General features: G+C 68.2%; 19 protein-coding genes. 15 read left to right on the plus strand and 4 right to left on the minus strand.

Translation table 11 applies throughout. The features are described from left to right. Positions 1-48: 48 nt before the first annotated feature. The 11 genes from VFY73_RS21425 (at position 49) to VFY73_RS21475 (ending at position 12103) form a co-directional block, all read left to right on the plus strand. Positions 49-2379 carry a type VI secretion system Vgr family protein gene (locus VFY73_RS21425; protein WP_329722612.1) on the plus strand — a complete coding sequence of 777 codons (2331 nt, stop codon included), beginning with the start codon at positions 49-51 and terminating at the stop codon, positions 2377-2379. Between the two features lie 20 nt (positions 2380-2399). Beyond that, entirely contained in the window at positions 2400-2930 is a 531-nt protein-coding gene (locus tag VFY73_RS21430) for a DUF6484 domain-containing protein (RefSeq protein ID WP_329722614.1), read from the plus strand. A 12-nt stretch (positions 2931-2942) separates the two neighbouring features. Next, a complete protein-coding gene (locus VFY73_RS21435; protein WP_329722616.1) occupies positions 2943-3725 on the plus strand; it encodes a DUF4150 domain-containing protein in 783 nt (260 codons plus the stop codon). A 19-nt stretch (positions 3726-3744) separates the two neighbouring features. Next, complete coding sequence (locus VFY73_RS21440) at positions 3745-4221, plus strand: hypothetical protein (protein WP_329722618.1); 477 nt, start codon at positions 3745-3747, stop codon at positions 4219-4221. Between the two features lie 25 nt (positions 4222-4246). Then, positions 4247-4738 carry a hypothetical protein gene (locus VFY73_RS21445; protein ID WP_329722620.1) on the plus strand — a complete coding sequence of 164 codons (492 nt, stop codon included), beginning with the start codon at positions 4247-4249 and terminating at the stop codon, positions 4736-4738. 43 nt (positions 4739-4781) lie between these two features. After that, entirely contained in the window at positions 4782-5858 is a 1077-nt protein-coding gene (locus VFY73_RS21450) for a DUF2169 domain-containing protein (protein ID WP_329722622.1), read from the plus strand. 85 nt (positions 5859-5943) lie between these two features. After that, complete coding sequence (locus VFY73_RS21455) at positions 5944-7041, plus strand: hypothetical protein (RefSeq protein WP_329722624.1); 1098 nt, start codon at positions 5944-5946, stop codon at positions 7039-7041. Then, positions 7038-8312, plus strand: coding sequence for a TIGR02270 family protein (locus VFY73_RS21460; RefSeq protein WP_329722626.1), 1275 nt, complete (start codon positions 7038-7040; stop codon positions 8310-8312). Before VFY73_RS21455 ends, VFY73_RS21460 begins: the two co-directional genes overlap by 4 nt. Before the next feature lie 134 nt (positions 8313-8446). Then, complete coding sequence (locus tag VFY73_RS21465) at positions 8447-10384, plus strand: protein kinase domain-containing protein (RefSeq protein ID WP_329722628.1); 1938 nt, start codon at positions 8447-8449, stop codon at positions 10382-10384. A 7-nt stretch (positions 10385-10391) separates the two neighbouring features. Then, complete coding sequence (locus tag VFY73_RS21470) at positions 10392-11471, plus strand: polysaccharide deacetylase family protein (protein WP_329722630.1); 1080 nt, start codon at positions 10392-10394, stop codon at positions 11469-11471. A 110-nt stretch (positions 11472-11581) separates the two neighbouring features. After that, positions 11582-12103 (plus strand): hypothetical protein, encoded by a 522-nt coding sequence (locus tag VFY73_RS21475; RefSeq protein WP_329722632.1) that lies wholly within the window; start codon positions 11582-11584, stop codon positions 12101-12103. Positions 12104-12187: 84 nt separating this feature from the next. Here the strand turns inward: VFY73_RS21475 and VFY73_RS21480 are convergent, their stop codons facing one another. Continuing rightward, a complete protein-coding gene (locus VFY73_RS21480) occupies positions 12188-12919 on the minus strand; it encodes a LysM domain-containing protein (protein WP_329722634.1) in 732 nt (243 codons plus the stop codon). 755 nt (positions 12920-13674) lie between these two features. Here VFY73_RS21480 and tagH point away from each other — a divergent pair. Further along, entirely contained in the window at positions 13675-15171 is a 1497-nt protein-coding gene (tagH, locus tag VFY73_RS21485; RefSeq protein ID WP_329722636.1) for a type VI secretion system-associated FHA domain protein TagH, read from the plus strand. Next, complete coding sequence (locus VFY73_RS21490) at positions 15161-15946, plus strand: PP2C family protein-serine/threonine phosphatase (protein ID WP_329722638.1); 786 nt, start codon at positions 15161-15163, stop codon at positions 15944-15946. The genes tagH and VFY73_RS21490 overlap by 11 nt, the downstream gene beginning before the upstream one ends. Before the next feature lie 39 nt (positions 15947-15985). On the opposite strand, the gene VFY73_RS21495 is transcribed toward VFY73_RS21490, so the two are convergent. From VFY73_RS21495 to VFY73_RS21505, 3 genes are all read right to left on the minus strand, one after another. Next, entirely contained in the window at positions 15986-16618 is a 633-nt protein-coding gene (locus tag VFY73_RS21495; protein WP_414654506.1) for an N-methyl-D-aspartate receptor NMDAR2C subunit, read from the minus strand. Between the two features lie 24 nt (positions 16619-16642). Next, a complete protein-coding gene (locus tag VFY73_RS21500; protein ID WP_329722641.1) occupies positions 16643-17671 on the minus strand; it encodes an aspartate-semialdehyde dehydrogenase in 1029 nt (342 codons plus the stop codon). A 98-nt stretch (positions 17672-17769) separates the two neighbouring features. Then, on the minus strand, positions 17770-18630 hold the full coding sequence (locus VFY73_RS21505; protein ID WP_329722643.1) for a hypothetical protein: 861 nt from the start codon (positions 18628-18630) through the stop codon (positions 17770-17772). A 217-nt stretch (positions 18631-18847) separates the two neighbouring features. Between VFY73_RS21505 and VFY73_RS21510 the strand changes: the two genes are divergently transcribed. Both VFY73_RS21510 and VFY73_RS21515 read left to right on the plus strand, forming a co-directional pair. Further along, complete coding sequence (locus tag VFY73_RS21510) at positions 18848-20464, plus strand: TolC family protein (protein ID WP_329722645.1); 1617 nt, start codon at positions 18848-18850, stop codon at positions 20462-20464. 60 nt (positions 20465-20524) lie between these two features. Then, entirely contained in the window at positions 20525-21349 is an 825-nt protein-coding gene (locus VFY73_RS21515; protein WP_329722647.1) for an efflux RND transporter periplasmic adaptor subunit, read from the plus strand. Positions 21350-21432: the final 83 nt, after the last annotated feature.

Here is a 21432-nt window from a genome sequence, read left to right on the forward strand (position 1 = left end):
GGCGGGCGGCTACCGTCGGGCAACACGCTGCGACGTGTTCGCCAAGCCATGCCCAGCCCCTGTCAGCTCAAAACCCCGCTCGCTCCTGATCTGCTGCGCGTGCAATCGTGCGTCTCGCGCGAAGGCATCAGCGAGCTCGGCGAGATGCAGCTGGTCTTGCTCAGCGAGAAGAAGGACATCGCGCCCGATGAGCTGCTGGGCAAACCCGTCACGCTGACGCTGGCCTTCCGCGACGACGCCAAGCGGCACCTGAACGGCTACGTCGCACGGTTCGCGCAAGGTGGTTTCGAGGGCAAGTACTTCATTTACGAGATGACGCTGCGGCCCTGGCTGTGGCTGCTCACGCGCACCACCGATTGCCGCATCTTCCAAGACATGACGGTGCCCGACATCGTCAAGTCGGTCTTCAACGACCACCCGGTGGCACGCTTCGAACAAAAGCTGTTTCGCAGCTATCGCCCGTGGACGTACTGCGTGCAGTACCGCGAGACCGATTTCAACTTCGTCGCGCGGCTGTTGGAGCATGAGGGCATCTACTGGTTCTTCGATCACAGCGAAGGTGACCACAAGCTGGTGCTGTGTGATTCGGCCAGCGCCCACGACGCCGCGCCCGGCTGCGAGTCACTGCCGTTCTATGGCAATGTGAGCCAGGCGCCGCCGCTGCTGGAGCACGTGAACCAATGGGCGATGGCGCGCCACGTCAAGCCCGGCAAGGTCGTCATCACCGACTACGATTTCGAGCGGCCCTCGGCGTCGCTGGAGACGAACCAGACACGCAGCCGCAGCTACGACCTGTCCGACGGCGAGGTGTTCGACTACCCCGGCGGCTACATCCAGACGGGGCACGGCAGCCAATACGCCGAAGACCGGCTCGACGAGATGCAGGCGCAACACGAAGTCTTCAGCGCCGGCACCAACGCGCAAGGCGTGTGCACCGGCAGTCTGCTGAAGCTGACGCGCCACCCGCGCGACGACCAGAACGCCGAGTACCTGATCACCTCGACCCAGCTGCAGGTGCGCCAACCCGCCAACGAAGCAGGCGAGGGCGGCGAGGCGCGGCTGATGTGCGGATTCGGCGCCATCATCTCGAGCCAGCAATACCGCCCACCGCGCCGCACGCCCAAGCCGCAGGTGGCCGGGCCGCAGACGGCGACCGTCACAGGCCCGGCAGGTGAAGAGATCTTCACCGACAAGTACGGCCGGGTGAAGGTGCAGTTCCACTGGGACCGGCGCGGGCAGCGGGACGAGAAAAGCTCATGCTGGGTCAGCGTGGCCTACCCGTGGGCGGGTTCGAACTTCGGCGGTATCCACATCCCGCGCATCGGGCAAGAGGTGGTGGTCAGCTTCCTCGAAGGCGACCCCGACGCACCGCTGATCGTCGGCCGCACCTACAACGGCGAGAACCTGCCGCCCTGGGACCTGCCCGCCAACGCGACGCAAAGCGGCTTCCTGACGCGCTCCAGCAAGGGCGGCGGTTATGGCAACGCCAACGCGATCCGCTTCGAAGACAAGGCGGGCAGCGAGCAGCTCTGGATCCACGCCGAGAAGAACCAGGACATCGAAGTCGAGAACGACGAGACCCACTGGGTCGGACACGACCGCAAGAAGACGATCGACAACGACGAGACGACGCACGTCAAGCACGACCGCACGGAGACGGTAGACAACAACGAGACGATCACGATCGGCGTCGACCGCACCGAAAAGGTCGGCAGCAACGAAAAGATCAGCATCGGGGCGAACCGCACCGAGGACGTTGGTGCCAACGAGACCATCACGATCACTGCGAACCGTACCGAGAGCGTCGGCGGCAACGAGACGATCAGCGTGACGGGCAACCGAACGATTACTGTCAGCGCGAGCGAGACCGCGTCCGTCACCTTGCAACGCACGCATCTCGTCGGCGTCAATGAAACCATCGGCATCGGCGGTGCCCAGGAAGTGGCCATCGGCGGACTTCAGTCGATCACCGTCGGCGCCGTTCAAAGCATCGCCGTCGGGGCCGCCCAGAGTACGCTTGTCGGCGCCTCGCAAAGTGTGAAGGTGATCGGATCTCAGAGCGTCACGGTGGGCACCGGGCGCGACGTCAAGGTAGGCGCCAAGCTGTCGACCGTCGTCGGTGCGGACGAGGCGCGTTCCGTCGCGGGAAAGCGTGCCACCGACGTCGGTGGGGACGACACGTTCAACGTGACCGGCAAGGTGGCCGTCAGTGCCGGCGACTCGATCGCGCTCACCGCAGGCGATGCCAGCATCACTCTGAAGAAGGACGGCACCGTCATCATCAAGGGCAAGGACATCACGCTTGACGCCTCGGGGAAAATCAACCTCAAGGCGGGCGGCGACATTGTCACCAAGGGCTCCAACGTCCACCAGAACTGATGGATGGCAAGCAAGGTCCCATGCGTGGCGATGACTTGAGCGAAGAACTGGGCGGCGTGCTGGATGGGGCCGATCTGCTGCAGCCCCTGCTGTCGGCACGCACCGTGTCGCCGCGTCCCGAACCGCTGCCGCAGGTGGTCGTCGGTGAACTGATCGCCATCGTCCGCGAGTCGCGCACGCCGTTGATCCGATTCGAAGGCCAACTCGGTACCGCGGCGCTGCCGGCACGAAGCGTCGTCGACCTCCACGGTCGCCATGTCGGGCAGCCCGTGGTGTTGATGTTCGAGAACGGCCGCGCCGATTGCCCCATCGTGATGGGCCTGCTGCGTGGCGGCGATACCTGGCCTTTGGAGGAGGCGCCAGCGCAGGTCGAAGTCGATCTCGATGGGCAACGTCTGCAGATCGGCGCGAAAGAGCAACTCGTATTGCGTTGCGGCAAGGCCAGCATCACGCTGACCAAGGCAGGCAAGGTGCTGATCGAGGGTACCCATCTGGTGAGCTACTCGAGCGGCCCGAATCGCATCAAGGGTGGCAGCGTCGACCTCAACTGAGATCAAGTGCCCATGGGCCTGACCGTCTACGCTGAAGGCATGGGGTTGTTTCACAAGGGCAGCGGCGGCAAGGCCGTTGCGCCGGGTGATGTCTGCCTGACGCCGCCGCCGCCACCGACGGGCCCGGTGCCCGTCCCGTACGTCAACAATGTGTCAGCCTCGGACCTTGCGAAAGGGAGCAAGTCGGTCAAGATCGATGGCGAAGAAACGGCGCTCGAGGACCAGTCCGAGGTCACGACCAGCGTGGGCGACGAAGCCGGCACGCAGGGCGGCAACGTGGTCACGCACAAGACCAAGGGCAAGGCCTACTTCGCCGTTTGGTCGCACACCGTCAAGATCGAGGGCAAAGGTGTCTGCCGGCACGGCGACCAGATGGGGCAGGCCGCAGCGTCGACGCCCTACGGCATTGTCGACATGGCGGCCGTCACGGCCTTCAATGCAGCGCATGGTCAGAGCAAGCCTTGTCCCCCGTATCCGAGCCCGCGGCCCAGTGCCTGGGGACCGACTCCGGCCCAAAGCGCCGCCCAGGCCGCCAAGGGTGAAGCGTGCTGGCGCGCACCCTGCACGGGTTTGGCGACCGTGGCCGACCACCAGCCCCCTCTGGTCGTGGCCTGGGTCATGGGCGGTTGCCACATGAAGCCGGCCGACTTCACGGCCTGGGCCAGCAGCCAGCAGGCCGTGCCACGGGGGCATTGCACCAAGCATTCGCGCAGTCAGGGCGGGCATATGTCGTCCGCGTTCAAACCTCTGGAAGCCGCCAAGGCGGCCGGTACCTTGTTGGCCGCATTGGCGTGAGCACCGTTGGAGAGTGATCTTGAATAGATACCAGGTCTTGTTTGGCAAGTACGTCGACGAGCTCGGCAGCGCCGATGTGGCGACGTCCCGATGGTGGCAGCGCCTGCTCGATGCCGAACGCGCCCGTGGCGCGACGGGGGATGAGGCCGAAGAGCGCGTCCGAAGCAGATGGCCGGCAGGGCGATCCGGCCATCCGCTGGTTCTGGCGGCCTATCGCAAGTACTACATCGCCTGCGAGCAGCTGAACGAGGAGGTTCGGGCCGCCTACCTGCAGAAGGTGCAGCAGGCCGACGCGTCGCAGCAGGACGGTTGGGGCGTCGAGGATGACGACACGGCAGCGGCGAACGAGACCATCGATGACTGGGGGCCGGAATGGGAGATCGACCCGCCCAGGTTTCTGGTCGAAATGCTTTATGGCCGCCGCGACGATCTCGCGGAGTTGATGAACTTGATGGTCTTTTCGCCCATGGGCGAAGAGAACGATCGGGCGATCTGAAGCGTCAGGATGGAAGGTGTGGGGCATGGTGAATATCGCTGAGACACGTATCCGCAAAGGCCTGTTCCGGCTATTGAACGGTCCGATGGATGTCGACCGCTGGGACGCCCATATCGCTTCGAACGACATCGCTGGCGCGTCGGCTGCGCATGCTGAGCTGTTCGAGCGCTACTGCGATGAACTGCGCCCTGCGGTGACGCTGGCCTGGCAGACCTGGCTTGGCGAACTCGGTGGCTGGGCCTCTCAGGGCAACTCGGCGGAAGACGCCGAGAAGGAGATGTGGAATACATACCCCGCCGGGCCCGCCGCCCAGCCGTTCTTCGTTGCGCTGGTTCGTCGGTACTGGCTGGCGTGCGATGCACTGAACAAGACGACGACGGCGGAGCGCTCTGTCCGTCCTGAACAATTCCTGCTGGGTTGGCTCCAGTCGGCACCGGCTTCGGACGACATGGTTGCCGTGCTTGCCTGCATGCCGTACTGGCCGATGGGGATCGACGCCGAGGGGCGCTGGATCTGACATGTCATTCCAGACTTACCTGGACAACCGCACGCCGTTCACGGTGGGCAAGTTCGTGCTGCCGGACAAGCAGGGGCAAGAGGTCGTGCTGCTGGTCGTTTCGGCCACGTTCGTGCATGAGGATCTTTCAGGGGGGCTGTCGGTGGCGGCAAAGCAGCCGGCGCTCGAGTTCGCGGATGTGCACAACGGCCCGCCGCACATCGCCAGCGTGCGAAGAGAGAGCGACATTGCCTTGTACAAGCCTGCGGTCGATGTGCTTGTCAACGGCCACGCCTATGCACCGCCGGGGCGCCTGGCCACATCGGTGCCGGTTGGCATGGTGGTTGGCGATGTGCGCAAGGAACTGCTGGTGAGCGGCGACAGGAGCTGGCGCAAGGGCACCTTCGGCGGCGGCGCGTCGAGCCCTGAGCCCTTTGAGCGCATGCCGATCGTGTATGAGCGTGCTTTCGGTGGTATCGACATGAGGTCGGACGATCCGCACAAGCACGCAGCGGAGCCCCGGAATCTGTCGGGGCTTGGGTTCCGCGGCGTGCCGTCCTATGACCCGGACATCCGCACTGAGCTGCCCAACATCGAGTACCCGAACAACCGGCAGGCCACTCGATCTGACACCCCCAAGCCCGCTGGTTTGGGCGTGGTGGCCAGAGGATGGCAACCGCGCCTGGCGTGGGCGGGAACCTACGACGATGCGTGGTTGGCGCAGCAATGGCCGCTGCTGCCGACGGACTTCGATGCGCGTCACTACCAGGCCGCGCCCCCCGACCAGCAGAGCACCAGCCTGCGCGGGGGTGAGCCGGTGACACTGCACAACCTGACTCCGGAGGGCCTCTGGCAATTCAGCTTGCCACGGCTTGACGTGCCGGTGCGCCTGCTGTTCAACGATCGAATGGAAGAGCTGCCCCTTCGCATGGACACCGTGCTGATCGAACCGGATCTCAAGCAGCTCACACTGATCTGCCGCGCCTGCGTTGCGACGCGCCGGAATCGACCCGCCCTGCGTGAGATCGTCGTCGGCCAGATGACGCCGGCCTGGGTTCGTGCCCGGCGATCGGGCAAGCGCTTCGTGGACCTGTCCGGCCATGACGGCGCATGGCCATCGCGGCCGGCCTTCACGCAATGAGATGCGACGGCCCGTCACGCTCCGGCGCCCATCCAGTCATGCGTGCCGTGGCCCATTCGGTGCGGCGCGTCGCGGGAGTTGATTCATGACGTCGGCGCTGCTGATCGCGGGCTGCGGGGCCGTTACCGCCGTAGGGCTCACTGCTGGGCAGACCTGTGCCGCCATGCGGGCCAGGTTGTCAGGCTTCGGGCGTGTCAGCCTGCTGCCGCCACCGGCAGAGCCGGTGTGCGTCGGCCAAGTGCCGGCGGCGCGCCGCCTCAAGCGATCTCCGACCGAGTGGCTGGTCAACATGGCAGCCCTGGCGCTGCGCGAGTGCCTGGATTCACTGCCTGTGCACAGCCATCGGGTGGCGCTCTTGCTGGCCTTGCCTGACTCCCATCGTGCGCATCCCGGCATGGATGGACTCAGCGGGGAGGCCGTCCTGCAAGCGGTGCAAAGGCGGCTGCAGCTACGGATGCATCCGCTGTCGCAGGTCCTGGACGATGGGCACGCTTCGGCCCTGAGAGGGCTTGCCCGCGCTCGCCAACTCCTCTCGCTCAGTGACGTCGAGGCTTGCGTGGTGGGCGGTGTGGACTCTCTTGTGAATCAGGTGGATGTGGAGCGGCTTCGCGCCGGCCACCGTCTTCATGACGAGTCCAACCCGCAGGGCGTGATCCCCGCGGAAGGGGCGGCCTTCGTGGCGGTCACGCAGCAGGGCTGGTCGACTCCGGCGCTGGCGCAGGTGGTCGGCGTGGGCGTCGCGCAGGAGCAGGACACCATCCTCGGCGAGCGCTTCTCGACCGGATTGGCGCTGGTGGAAGCACTCGAGGCCGCATCGAAGGATGCGGGTTGTGCCGAGCCCTTGTTGTCCTTCAGGGTATCCGACATGAACGGGGAACGCTACCGCTCCTGGGAATCGCTGCTGGCGAGCACTCGGTTCTACCGGACCCGTCGTGAGCACATGTCAGTGAACTACGCGGCCAGCAGCGTTGGTGACGTAGGTGTCGCGGCCGGGGCGCTGGGGTTGATTGCCGCGGCGACATCCATTCACCGGGGCCACGCCAGCGGCCCTTGGGGCGTTTGCGAAGCCTCTTCCGACAATGGCCTGAGAGCCGCCTGCATCGTCGGGCCGGCGCCGGGGGCCCCGTCACCCCCATTTCGATCGCGGACGGCCTGGGAGCGGTCGGCCGCTGTCCGCGCATGAATCAGCCGCGCGTCATCCCTTCGATCCTCGAGCAGCACTGCGAAGAGGCTTCGTTCCTCGCGACACTGAGAACGTCCTATCTGGCGCGCGCGGACGTGTCGCTCGACGATCTCGACGACCTCGATGAGCGCATCGAGGCGCACCTGGACGGCATCCGTACGACGCAGCAGCGTGGTTGGCTCGCCTGCCGTGAGGCGCTGGGCAACGCTGGCAGCGGGGAGATCTTCACCGCGGTGACGCTTGCCCTGGAGGCAAATACGGCCGAGCGACTTTCGCCGCTGCTGGCCGTCGTGGAGGCGGAGCCTTCGCTGTGGTCGGGGCTGGTGGGAGCGTTCAACTGGGCTTCCCCGCAAGACCTGAAGGGAACGGTGAAGGCGCTGCTGGGCTCTGACTCTCCATTCCATTGCCTGGTAGGGCTGAGTTCATGTCTGGAACACCGCGTCGATCCAGGTCCGTTGCTCGGCGCCTGGTGCAGGAGCGCTGATCCGAGGCTGAGCATGGTCGCGTTGCGGGCGGTCGGCGAGCTTGGGGTCGTGAGTTTGCGTGCGCGGTGCGAGGAACTGCTCCACGCACCTCAGGACCATCGGACGTTCTGGGCGGCGCGCTCGGCCGTACTGACAGGCGACCGCATGCACGCTGTGGACCTCCTGGCGCAAATGGGGCTGAACACGAGCTTGCCTCTGAACATGCGCCGACAGGCCATCGAGATTGCGCTTCAAGCGATGGACTTGTCGAAGGGACACGCCCTCTTGAGGCGGATGCACGATGAGTGCGTTGATCAGCGGTTGATCATCCAGAGCGTCGGCATCCTGGGCTGTCCGCGATACGCCGGGTGGTTGATCGAGCGGATGAACGACGCGTGCCTGGCGCGCGTTGCGGGTGAAGCGTTTGAGCTCGTGACGGGGGCAGATACCCGCGCGATGCAACTGCCGCGCGATGATAGACCGATCGCCGACGACTGCGTTGGTGATGCTTCGGCCGATGTCGAGGTCGCCATGCGTGAGGATGCCAGCCTGCCATGGCTAGACCCGGCCAAGATCGCAGCCTGGTGGGATAGCCAGGGCTCACGGTTGTCCGATCAGGGGCGTTATTTGCGGGGCGAAGTGCCGACGGTGGAGCGTTGCTTCGCCATTCTCAAGATTGGTTCGCAACGACACCGGCGGATTGCCGCGCAAGTGCTGTGCCTGCTTCAACCGGGCAGCGTCCTTTTCAATACTTCGGCGCCGGCCTGGCGGCAACGGCGCCTCCTTGAGGCTGCATCACCCCGCTGAGCGCAAGGGAGGGCGACAAGGCCGAGGCCGGGGATAGCGGTGCCACCTTGACCCGGTGAGGAGTGACTTTTGGTCATTGCGCCAGCGTGCCCCGGCGGCCAGGATAGGCGAGCTACTCTGCCTGATGCCCTGCCATGCCTGCTCCCGCCAGTTCCGACGAACCGACCGACCGTCCGGGGCCGGCTGCGCCTGGCACGAATGGTGCCTCGCCGCCTGAGCCCGACGACGACGCCACCCGCATCGCCCCGGTCAGGCACGCGGCCGTCAAGCCGCCGGTTCAACGCGAAATCCCGCGCGTTCATGCCGGCGAAACGCTGCCCGGCGGCGCCCAGGCCGCGGACCCGACGATGCGGCAGGTGGGCCGCTACGAGATCCGCGAGCGCCTGGGGCGCGGGGGCATGGCCACGGTGTTCAGGGCGCACGATCCGCAGATCGGGCGCGACGTGGCGATCAAGTTCCTGCACGCGTCGCTGTGCGAAGACGACGAATACCGCTCGCGCTTCTTGCGCGAGGCGCGCGCGGCCGGCGGCTTGTCGCACCCGAACATCGTCACGGTGCACGATGTGGGCGAGATCGAGGGCCGGCCGTACATGGCGATGGAGTTGCTGGCCGGCGATTCGTTGAGCGACCTGATGCCGGGCGGGCACCTGCTGCCGCTGCGCGAGGTGGTGATCATCGGCATCCAGCTAGCTCGTGCGCTGGATTACGCGCATGCGCGGGGCATCGTCCACCGCGACATCAAGCCCGGCAACATCATGCGGCTCAAGGGCACGCAGACGATCAAGGTCACCGATTTCGGCATCGCGCACATGGACGCGACCGTGACGGGTGGCGAGCAGCGCACGCGTGTCGGCGACATCCTCGGCACGCCGCAGTACATGTCGCCCGAGCAGACGCAGGGCGAGAAGATCGACGGCCGATCGGATCTGTTCTCGGCCGGCATCGTGCTCTACCAACTGCTGACCGGGCAGCGGCCGTTCCAGGGCGACAGCTTGGTGACGCTGGCGCTGAAGATTGCGAAGGAAGACCCGCCGCCGATGGAAAAACTGCGGCCGGGGCTGCCAGCGTCGCTGCGCCGCGTGGTCGAGCGTTGCCTGGCCAAGGCGCCCGATCGCCGCTTTGCCACCGGACGCGAGTTGGCCGATGCCTTGAGCCGCGTGCTGGTCGGCATCGACGAGGCCGCGCGCGGCGAGAACAAGCCGCGCATCGTGCCGTTGCGCGTCAAGTGGGCTGCGACGATGGCGCTGGTGGTCGCGGTGGTGATGGGGCTGACCGCGTCGGTGATCACGCAGCGCCAGTACGCCGCGATGATGGGGCAGGTCAGTGACTCCGGGGCGGCGCTGGCGCGCTTCATCGCCGCGCAGAACGCGGTGTCGGCACTTGCAGAAGACTGGGTCGTGGTCGACGTGGCGCTGCAAGAGATCATGAAGACCAAGGATTTCGACAGCGTCGCGGTGATCGATCGGCAAGGCGTGGTGCGCGCGGCGAGCGATCCGGCACAGGTCGGCCAGGCGTTCCAGGCGCCGCCTGGTGAGTCGCTGGGCACGCGGTCCGGCGGTGTCGTGGTGTCGCGCTACCGGGCGCATGACGAGCCGATGCTCGGGTTCGAGTCGCCCATCACCTTCCAGGGCAAACAGGTCGGTCGGGTGGCGCTGGGTCTGCCGGAGAAGCCCTTGGAGCGTGTGGCACAGCTGTCGATGGTGTTGATGGCCGTGCTGGTGGTCGTCACCGTGCTGGCGGTGGCGGTGGCGATGTACTTCGTCGCCAACTGGTTTGCGAAGCCGATCCAGCTGCTCAGCGATTCGATGGACGAGATCGCCAAGGGGCGCTTCGACTACCGCATCCGCGAGCAGCGCAAGGACGAGTTCGGCTTGCTCTACGTCGCGTTCGATCGGATGGCCCAGGCGCTGCAGTCGCTGTCGGGCGGCGAGATGGCGACACCGACCGGGATGTCCGGGCCGGAGACGCCGGTGCGTGTCGGATCTGCCCCCTTGCCGACCGCCGCACGCGCTGCAGCGACCGACGAAGTGGAGCCGCACACCTCGGCGCGCAGCGGGCAAGGCCCGGCGTGAGGCGGCCATGAGCGGGGACGGTTCGTACCGTCGCGTCGGCCGCGGGCCACGCACACCGCCCGTCATGCTGGGCCGGGTGTGGGCGCTGATGCTGGTCGCGCTGGCGGGATGCTCCACCAAGTCGCTTGCGCCGCCCAGCCCGCCGGCTGTGCCGCCGCACGCCAGGCCCACCGTGGGCGGCGAGGTGATCGCGCGCAACGACCGCTTCGTGGTCTACCTGCCGGCGCCGGGCGAGGACCTGCGTTCGATCGCCGCCAGCCTGCTGGGCAGCGAAGAGCGCGACTGGGTGATCGGCGAGTACAACCAGGTCGATCGTGCCGAGCCCGGCCAGCCGCTGGTGGTGCCGCTGAAGAGCCCGAACCCGATGGGGGTGCGCGGTGGCGAGTACCAGACCGTGCCCATCCTCTGCTACCACCGCTTCGGTGCCGGCGGCGGCAAGATGACGGTGTCGGCAGCCAGTTTTGCGGCGCAGCTCGAATGGTTGAGCCGCAACGGCTACCGCGTGATCCGCCTGGCCGACCTGGTGGCCTACCTGAAGGGCGAGCAGGCCCTGCAGCGCCGCTCGGTGGTCATCACGATCGACGACGGCTATGAATCCGTCCACCGCGTGGCATTCCCGCTGCTGCGCAAGCACGGCTTTCCAGCGACCGTCTTCGTCTACACCGATTTCATCGGCGCCGGCGACGCGCTGAACTGGGCGCAGCTGCAGGAGTTGAGCGCGTCTGGGCTGATCGACATCCAGGCGCACTCCAAATCGCACCGCAACCTGATCGAACGCGGCCCCGATGAAACCGACGAGCTCTACCGCCGGGCGCTGGAGGTCGAGATGCGTGCGCCACGCGAGCTGCTCGAGCGCAAGCTTGCGGGCTCGGTGAAGCACTACGCGTTGCCGTTTGGCGATGCGAACGAGGCGGTACTCGCATCGCTGGCGAAGCAGAGCTACACGCTGGCCGTCACCGTCAACCCGGGTGGCAATGCCTTCTTCGCGCAGCCCTTGATGTTGCACCGGACGATGATCTTCGGCGACCACGACCTGGAGGCTTTCAAGGCCAGGCTCGAAACCTCCAAGCGGTTCGTCAAGCCATGAAGCAACGGTTGTTTGCTTGCCGGCTTGGTGGGGTGGCGCTGTGTCTGTGGCTGGCTGCCTGCAGCAGCACGCCGCCACGCGAGCCGTCGGGGGCGACGTCGCTGCCGACCATGTCGAGCACGGACACACCGTTGGCGGCCTTTGAGCGTGCCCAGCAGGAGCGGGCGCTTCAGTTCACGCAGCAAGGGCGCCACGCCGAGGCGGCGGACGCGTGGGAGGTGCTCGTGCTGCTGAGGCCCGGTGTCGTGGCCTACCAGGACCGGCTGGACCAAGCCCAGGCCCGGGCCGAGGCAGATGCTGGTGATCACCTTCGCCGGGCCGAACAGGCGCGCCGCCGCGGCGACCTGGATGGTGCGCAAACGCAGTACCTGCATGTGTTGCAGCTTCAGCCGGGCCATGCACAGGCGGCCGACGCATTGCGGGCGATCGAACGCGAGCGCAACCGGCGCAGCTACCTGGGGCGATTCTCGCGGGTGACGCTGGGAAAACGCGGAGGCGGCGGCACCGAGGCCGCGCCCGTGGCGAAGGGCGCCGCGTCAGCAGCCGGCCGCGCCAACGGCGCCGAGACCGACAAGGGCAGTGGTCGCGCCGCCGAAGTGCTGAAGCCGCTCAAGCGGCCCAGTCCACCATAGATCACCGGGGTCGGTGGGGTCCGGCAGTGGCCGTCGAGTCGGCATCGGGTGCGCGGCCGTCAAGGGTCGAGCCGGCCCGCTGCTTCACTTCAGCCCCTCGACCTTCTTCTGCAGCATCAGGGCTTTCTGCCGTTCGAGCTTGGCGGTGTCGTTGTTGGGATCCAGCTCCAGCACCTTGTCCCAGGCGCGGATCGAGCCGGTCAGGTCTTGCTTGACGAAGGCCGTGCGGGCATTGACGGTGTAGCGCGAGACCAGGCGTTTGCGCAGCTCCTCGGCCTTGCCGGCGGCTGCGGGCTGGTCCAGGCTGGCGGCGCGTCTGTATTCATTGGCCGCGCGTTCCAGGTCGCCTGCGCGCTCCGCATTCTCGGCCGCGCGCAACGCCAGCATCCCCGCCGTCGGCTCGGGTTGCGGCGGCGGGGCGGGGGGAGTGGGGGGCGCGACGGGGGCAGATGCCGGCGCGGACGTTTCTGCGCGGCGGGCTTCACGCTCCAGCGCGCCGGGCGGCGGCGCCTTGCCGGGGATGCGGATGACCTGACCGCCGGCCACCTGGCGCGGCACCTTGATGTCGTTGTAGCGCGCCAGGATGTAGAAGGCGTAGATGTCGCCGAGGAAGCGGCCGGCGATCTGCGACAGCGTGTCGCTCGGCCGCACGGTGTAGGCGAAGGATTCACGTCCCAGCATCGCCACCGGGTCGACAGCCAACTGGCGCGTCAGGTTCAGCGCCAGTTTGTTGTGCGGGTCCAGCGCCAGCGCGTTCTGCAGCTCGACGCGGGCCTGGTCTTCGTGGCCCGTCTCCAACAGGTTCACCGCCACCATCGCCGTTCTTTGTGCCTGGGCCTGGGCGGCGGGTGAGGCCGGGCCTGTGGGGGCGGGTGGCGGTGCTGGGTCGGCGGGGCGAGGTGCTGGCGGCGCCACCGGCGCCGGTGCGGGCTCGTTGGTGGTCGGCGATGGCGGCGGGGTCTCACACGCCACGAGCAAGCATGCCGCGGTGCTGAGGAGCAAGGCGCGCTTGGTCAACGTCGGCGTGAAAGACATGGCGCTCCGAATTCTGGCCTGGGCGCGGTGGAGTTTGCGACAAGCCGTGCCCGTTGGCAGGTGACTTTCGGACATTGCGGCGCCCTCGGTGGCAGCCGAGCATGTCTTGTGTCTTCTGCCGTCCCCATGCGCCACGCGCCCAGCGGGCTGCTGCGCCTTCCGATTACCCATGTTGAACAACACGCCGAAGCGAGCGCGGTGCCGCGGCATGTGCGTTCAGCGTTGGTGCGTGCGCCGCACGAGCGGTGGCACCGGGTGCGCCGGCTCGAAAGAAGGGCGCGCGCTGGATCACCTGCTGGCCCCGAGCGCCGCTTCGCCGGATGCGGCACGTGGTTTGCCGCTGGCCTTCGGGTCAACGCGCCGCTGTCGCAAGGCACTGCACGGCGCCTGGGGCGCGACGCGCTGCGCCGGCCTGGCGGCGGCAGCGCCCGTTGGCAGCGGGCCATGCGGCGTGACCTTTGGTCATTGATAGGAAGGCGACCGGCCATGACCATCACAGTACAGCCCGTCGTGGCGGCAACGAGGGGGTGAGTGACATGACATTGACATTGCGGGTGTTATCGCTGAACGAGCAACCTCTCACCCAACCCATCACCGCGCAGTTCGGCGCGCAGGGCGGCACCATCGGCCGCGCCGACCACAACACCATGGCCCTGCCGGACCCGGAGCGTCACATCTCGCGCCAGCATGCGCAGATCGTGGCCACCGGCCAGGGCTATGTCATCCGCAACGTCGGCAGCGCCAACCCGATCAGCGTGGGCGGGCGATCGTTGGCACAGGGTGAATCTGCCCCGCTGCGCCATGGCGAGCGGTTGTTGATCGGCGGCTACCTGCTCGAGGCTGGCGACGACGCCCGCACCGTCACCGAGGGCCCGACGCTGCTGCGGCGCGACCCGCAAACGCCGACCCGGCGTCCGGCGCCGGCACCGCTCGGCGCCAACCCGTTCGCCGACCTGCTGGGCGATTCCGGCTTGTCCGGCGGCGTGGCCCCTTCGCTCAGCCCGCGGCTGCCGGACGATTTCGATCCCTTTGCCACGGCGCCGCGGCCGGCCGACCCGCCGAGGGCCGCGCCCCCCGACGGCAGCGTGTTTGGCGACCTGGTGCCCAGCAGCGGTGGCGAGTCGATCGATGACCTGTTCGGGTTGCGTGGCGGCAGCAGCGGCGATCCGCTGGCCGCCTTCATGGCCGGTGCCGCGCCCGCTGCGGCAGCGCCTGCGCCGGCGGCCAGTGCCGCCGCGTGGCCAGACCATACCCCGGAGTTGAACGCAGCCTTCAGGCCACCGGCGATACGACCGTCCCCGGCCGAGCCGGTGACGGTGCCGGCGGCGCTGGAGCCGGTACCGGCACCGGCACCCGTGCCGGTGGCTGCGCCGCCGCCGCCGCCCGTGAGCCATGTCGCGGCGCCCGTCCCCCATGGCGCCCATGACGCTGATACCGCTGCACTGTGGCGAGCGTTCTGCGATGGCGCGGGCATCAAGCTCGACCCCCCGCAGGGGCTGAACCCCGACCTGATGCGCGTGATCGGCGGCCTGCTGCGCACGGCGGTGGGCGGCAGCCTGCAGCTGATGGCCGTGCGCGCGGCGACCAAACATGAACTGCGCGCCGAGGTGACGGTGATCCAGCCGCGCAACAACAACCCGCTGAAGTTCTCACCCGACGCGCAAGCGGCGCTGGAGCAGCTGCTGCAGCCGCCGGTGCGTGGGTTTCTCGATGGCCCGGCGGCAATGGACGACGCGATGCACGACCTGATCGGTCATGCGATCGGGTCGATGGCCGGCACGCGCGCCGCACTTGAAGGCGTGCTGCGTCGTTTTGCGCCGACCGAGCTGGAGAACAAGCTGGTCGCGCGCTCGGTGCTCGACAGCGTGCTGCCGATCAACCGCAAAGCCAAGCTGTGGGAGCTGTACCTGCAGCACTTCGAGGCGATCCGCGACGAGGCGCAGGACGACTTCCACAACCTGTTCGGCAAGGCCTTCCTATCGGCCTACGAGCAGCAGCTTGAACGTTTGGAGCGCGAAAAGAGTGCTGCTTGATGCCCGCACCGTCGCGCTGCCTCGCATCAGCCTGGCCAGCTGCAGCGAGATCGGCGCCCGCCGCTCCAACGAGGACGACGTGCGTTGCGGCCGCGCCGGCCTGGCTTGGTACGCCGTGCTGGCCGACGGTGCCGGCGGGCATCGCGCCGGCGCCGTGGCCTCGGCGCGTGCCGTGCAGGCGCTGGAGGCGCAATCGATCGAGCGTGTGAGCCTGTGGTCACCCGAGGCGTTGGCCGATGCGCTGCGCATCGCCAACACCGAAGTCCGGCAAGGGCAGGGCGACGTGCCGCTCACCGAGCGCATGCTGACCACCGCCGTGCTGCTGTGGGTCGACCCGACGCGCCAGCAGGCGCTGTGGTCGCACGTGGGCGACTCGCGCCTGTATCGCCTGCGCGGCGGCCGTGTCGACTTCGTGACGCGCGATGACAGCGTGGTGCAAGACCTGCTCGACGCCGGCCTGCTGACGCTGGCCCAGGCGCGCAAGCACCCGCACAAGAACCAGCTCGTCGCGGCCTTGGGCCTGGACGAAGAACTCGCGCCGCATACCGTGAGCGGCCCCGAGACGGTCGAAGAGGGGGATGCCTACCTGCTGTGCAGCGACGGCTGGTGGGACAGCCTGAGCGAAGCGCAGCTCATCGAGACCCTGAACAACGCCGACACGCCGCAGCACTGGCTGCAACTGATGCGCGGTTGCATCGAGGCGCAGAACGTGCCGAACCAGGACAACTTCAGCGCGATCGCGCTGTGGGTCGGGGATCCCTGGGACCGGTCGTAGCCCGCATCAGGCATCGGCGCCGACTTGCAGCAGTCGAGTTCAGCCGCCGAGCGCAGCCAGCGCCGCGGCCAGGTTGCGCCGGGCCTGTGCTTCCAGTTCGTTGAAGGCCGCCTCGGTGACGTAGAGCCGCGGGCGCTGCAAGAAGTGCTGCAACACCTCGGCGCGCTTGCGCCGGTACAGCGCCTCGGGCACCCAGGCGTACTCCTGCCGCACGTCGGCGTCGTAGGCTGCGAAGCGCGGTGCAGGCGCACCGAGCACCGCCAGGTCGATGTCGATCAGCAGTCGCGCGTCGGGCGTGGCAGCGGGCGCGTCGTGGCAGGTGGCCATGATCAAGGTGTGCACCCGTTCGGCCACCGGGCCGCCGAGCCCGGCCTCGGCCATGGCCCGCACCGCCCAGTCGGCACTCTGGCGCTCGTTGTCGGTGGCCTGCGGCAGGTAGACCGCGTCGTGGTACCAGACGGCCAGCGCCACCTCGCCGGGGTGCTTGGCCTGGTGTTGCCAAGCCGACCACCGATTCAGGCAATCGCGCAGGTGGCGCAGGTCGTGGTAGTGGCGCTGCGGCTCGCTCCAGGCCGCCAGCACCGCGCCCAGTTCGCTCGCCGCCGGTTCGGCATCTAGCAGCGCCCAGGTCTGCTGCCACGGCGGCAGCCAGCCATCGGTCTCGATCATCACCGTCGACAAGGTGCGTGCCTCCGCTCAGCGCAATTCCTGCGCCACCAGCTCGGCGATCTGCACCGCGTTGAGCGCGGCACCTTTGCGCAGGTTGTCGTTGGACACGAACAGCACCAGGCCATGAGCCACGGTGGGGTCGCGGCGGATGCGGCCGACGTAGCTCGCGTCACGGCCCGCGGCCTGCAGCGGGGTCGGAATGTCGTCCAGCACGACGCCAGGTGCCGTGGCCAGCAGTTGCTTGGCGCGTTCCACGCTCAACGGGCGCGAGAACTCGGCATTCAGCGACAGCGAATGACCGGTGTACACCGGCACCCGCACGCACGTGCCTGCCACCTTCAACTGCGGCAGCCCGAGGATCTTGCGGCTTTCGTTGGTGAACTTGAGTTCTTCATCGGTCCAGCCCTCGTCGCCGTCGTAGGCGCCGGCAAACGGCAGCACGTTGAAGGCGACGGTGCGGGCGAACTTGCGGGGCGCCGGGAAGTCGAGCGCGGCGCCATCCACAGCCAGCGCTTGCGAACGCCCGGCCACCGCGTCGACCTCGGCGGCCAGCGCATCCACACCGCGCTGCCCGCCGCCGGACACGGCCTGGTAGGTCGACGCGACCAGGCGCACCAGGCCCGCCTCGACATCGAGCGGCTTCAGCACCGGCATCGCCGCCATCGTCGTGCAGTTCGGATTGGCGATGATCCCCTTGGGCCGCGTGCCGATCGCCTGCGGGTTGACTTCGCTCACCACCAGCGGCACGTCGGGGTCCATGCGCCAGGCCGACGAGTTGTCGATCACCACCGCGCCGGACGCCGCGAACTTCGGTGCCAGCTCGCGCGAGGTCGCGGCGCCGGCCGAGAAGATCACGACGTCCAGCCCGTGCGCGTCGGCGGTGGCCGCATCCTCCACGGTCACCATGCCGCCCTTCCACGGCAGTTGGTGGCCGGCCGATCGGGCCGAGGCAAAGAAGCGCACTGCATCGGCGGGGAATCGGCGCTCGACCAGGATGCGCCGGACCGCTTCACCCACCATGCCGGTCGCACCGACGATGCCCACCTTGAACCCCATGAACGCCTCCTGCAAACGAAAGAACCGGGTCTGACGAGAGCTGGCAACTGTACGGGGTTCGCGGTCAGGGCGGAGGCCTCAGGGTGAGTTCGTGCGGATCAGCCGAGCGTCTGGGCGGCGGGGTCGCGCAGCAGGCGCAGGTAGTCGCTGACGCGCGCATGGCGCCAGTGCGGGTCGATCGAGGCACCGGCGGCGCGGGCGCGCTGGCAGGCCAGCACCGCCTCCTGGCGCGGGTCGGTGGTCCACGGTCGCAGGTCGGCCGGCAGCCGCGCCAGGCGCAGGTCAGGCGGCGGGGGCGGGCCGTCGCGCAGCCAGGCCTCGGCCTGCTGGAAATCATCGCGCCGCATCAGCTCGATCATGTAGTCGCAGGCCGACTGCAGCCCCGGCCGCAGCCGCCCCGGGCTGACCGACACCAGCGGCAGCAGCGGCGCCAGCGACGGCACCAAGTGGTTGGCGTACAGCGTCGCGGCCCAGTAGCGCTCGGCGGTCTGACGAAAGTGCGCCAGGTCGCGCACGGCCACCAGCCCTGACGCCTCCATCGGCAGGATCTCCACCGGCGGCTTGGTGACGACCACGGTGTCGTTGGAGACGTCCACGTACAGCGTGCCCATCTGCAGCGCGTTCTGGAAGTACTGCTCGCGCAGCACGCCCCAGACCGACCGCAGCAGGCCCCCCGCCGCCGCGAACCCTTGCAGCGCCAGTTCCACCGGGTGGGCTGGCTGGCGCAGCCGCTCCTGCAGGCGGCCATACAGGTGCTGGGTGATCTCTTCGCAGCGGCCGTAGGGATAGGGCTTGCCGGCGGCGCTGGGCAGCTGTGGCGCGAGCACCGTGTCGGTTTCTGCACGCAGCGTGCGGCAGTAGGCCTGCAGCGCGTCGCCCAGCGGGGTCAACCAGCGTTCGGTCAGTTCGGCCTGGGCCGGGGTCGGGGGGGCAATCTGCTGAGGCAAAAGAGCGAGCATGGGAGACGTCATCGCCAGTTTGGGGCCGCTGAGGAATGATCGTCGCCTTCTGCGGGCCAGGACGCAAGCCGCCGCAGGCATTCGGAAAGCAGCGCGAAGGCGGCCTTTGTACCGTTGTTTACTTCAACGTGGGCTTGGATGTCGATCAACATAGGTCGATGGTGCGGTCTGCGTAGCAGGTCCCTCGTGCGGGCCCCACTTACAGGGATTCAAACAAATGCGTTCGTGCTTCAAGCTCTTGGCCCTCGTCGCCGCAAGCCTGTCCGTGGCGGCATGCTCTTCACTCAAGCCGCAGCCGGTGACACCCAAGGAGGTGACCGGGATCGCCAGCGCGGACCGGCTCGCGCTGCAGCGCGACGTGGTGCCGCTGACCGGCCCGCTGCGGGTGGAAGATGCGATCGCCCGGGCGATCAAGTACAACGCCGACCGCCGCGTGCGCCGCATGGAAGAGGCGCTGGCCTTCGACGGCATGGGCGCGGCGCGCTACGACATGCTGCCCCGGCTGGTGGCCTCGGCCGGCTACCGCGACCGCAGCAACGACCTGCTCACGCTGAGCCGGGATCTGTCGACGGGCAACGTGATCGGTGGCCAGACCATCTCGTCCAGCCGCGAGGCCACCACCACCGACCTGACGTTCTCCTGGAGCCTGCTCGACTTCGGGCAGAGCTACTACGCCGCCAAGCAGAGCGCCGACCGCTACCTGATCGCCACCGAGCGCAGCCGGCGCGCGCTGCACCTGCTGGTGCAGGACGTGCGGACCGCCTTCTGGCGCGTCGCCGCGGCGCAGAAGCTGGCCGGCGAACTGAAGCAGGCGACGCAGCTGGGTGAGGCCGCACTCGCCGATGCGCGGAAGATCGAGGCCGAAGGCCTGCGCTCGCCGCTGGAGCCGCTGCGCTACCAGCGCCAGTTGCTCGAGAACCTGCGCCTGCTGGAACTCGTCGACCAGGAGCTGTCGACGGCGCGCATCGAGCTCGCGCAGTTGATCAACGCGCCGCGCGATGTGGCGCTGACCGTGGTGGAGCCGAGCACCGCGCTGAACACGGCCTGGTTGCAGATGCCGGTCGAGCAACTCGAGGAGCAGGCGCTGGCGCAGAACGCCGAGCTGCGCGAGAGCGTCTACAACGCCCGCATCGCGCGGCTGGAAACGCGCCGCACGATGCTGCGCATGTTCCCCGGCCTGTCGTTCAACTATGCAGTGCGCAACTCCGACGACCGTTACCTGATCAACCAGTCCTGGAACGAGATCGGTCTGCAGCTGTCGCTGAACCTGCTGGGCCTGCTGCAGGTGCCGTTGCAGAAGCAGATGGCCGAGGCCGGCGTGAAGCTGGCCGACCAGAAGCGCATGAGCACGCAGATGGCGGTGTTGTCGCAGTTGCACGTGGCACGGTTGCAGTACGCCAACGCCATGCGCCAGTACGAACGCGCCGACAGCATCGCGCAGGTCGATGCCCGCATCGCGCAGCACGTGGCCAACCAGGAAGCGGCCGCGCGCCAGACCCAGCTCGAGCGCGTGGCGCAGCAGACCACCGCCATCTTGTCGCAGCTGCGCCGCTACCAGACGCTGTCGAACGCCCAGGCCGCGGCGTCCAAGCTGCAGGCCTCGCTGGGGCTGGAGCCGGCGCTCGCGGGGGCCGACAGCCTGCCGATCGACGAACTGGCCGCCCGCGTCACCGCGGCATTGCAGGCCTGGGAGGCTGGCACGGTGCCGAAGGCGCCCGATGCCGACGGGCCGGCCACGCCGCCGCACGCGGGGGCGCAAGCGACCCCGGCACCGGCCACCGCCAAGGCCACGACGCCGCGGGCCACCGACGTGCGGACCGGGCCGCCGGCCTGAAGCCCCAACGCCGCCATCCGCCGCCACCGACGCGCCGCGTCGTCGACCAAGAGGTTCCTCATGTCCCCATGCCGCGCGATGCCGCGCTCGATCGTTGCTGCCGCCAGCCTGTTGCTGAGCCTGCTGCTGCCCGCCGTGGCGCCAGCGGCCGAGCCCAAGCCCGTGCAGGTGGCCGTCGCCCCGATGCAGGTCAACCCCGTTGGGGCGAGCGTTGCGGCCGAGCGCGAGATCCGCGCGCAGCTGACTCCGAAGCGCTACACCACGCTGGCTGCCGAAGTGGGCGCGAAGATCCGGTCGCTGCCCGTTCCGGAGGGCGGCTACTTCAAGGCCGGCCAGACGCTGGTGCAGTTCGACTGCTCGCTGCAGCAGTCCCAGCTGCAGAAGGCCAAGGCGATGCAGGACGCGGCCGACGCGACGCTGAAGTCCACCACCCGGCTTTCCGAGCTGAACTCGGCCGGCAAGCTGGAGCTGGAACTGGCCCAGACGGAAGCCGCGAAGGCCCGCGCCGACGTGTCGTTCAACACCGTGATGCTGGGTAAGTGCCACGTGGCCGCGCCGTTCGCGGGCCGCGTATCCGAGCAGCGCGTGCGCGAACAGCAGTACGTGCAGCCCGGCCAGCCGCTGCTGGAGATCATCGACGACAGCACGCTGGAGCTGGAGTTCATCGCGCCGTCGAGATGGATGGCGTTCCTGAAGGTCAACTCGGCGTTCGAGATCCGCATCGACGAAACCGGCCGCAGCTACCCGGCGACCATCGTGCGCACGGCGGCCAAGGTCGATCCGGTGAGTCAGTCCGTCAAGTTCGTCGGCGCCATCCGTGGCCGATTTCCCGATCTCGTGGCCGGCATGAGCGGGCGGGTGCTGGTCGCACCGCCGGCGCGTTGACACCACCACCCTCGTGAACATGGACCGCGGCGCTTCAGGCATGCCGCGGTCTTGCGCTTTTCAGCGCCAACAAAAGACACCGG

Origin of the sequence: Ideonella sp. (assembly GCF_036277275.1) — a bacterium.
Classification (GTDB): Bacteria; Pseudomonadota; Gammaproteobacteria; order Burkholderiales; family Burkholderiaceae_C; genus Ideonella.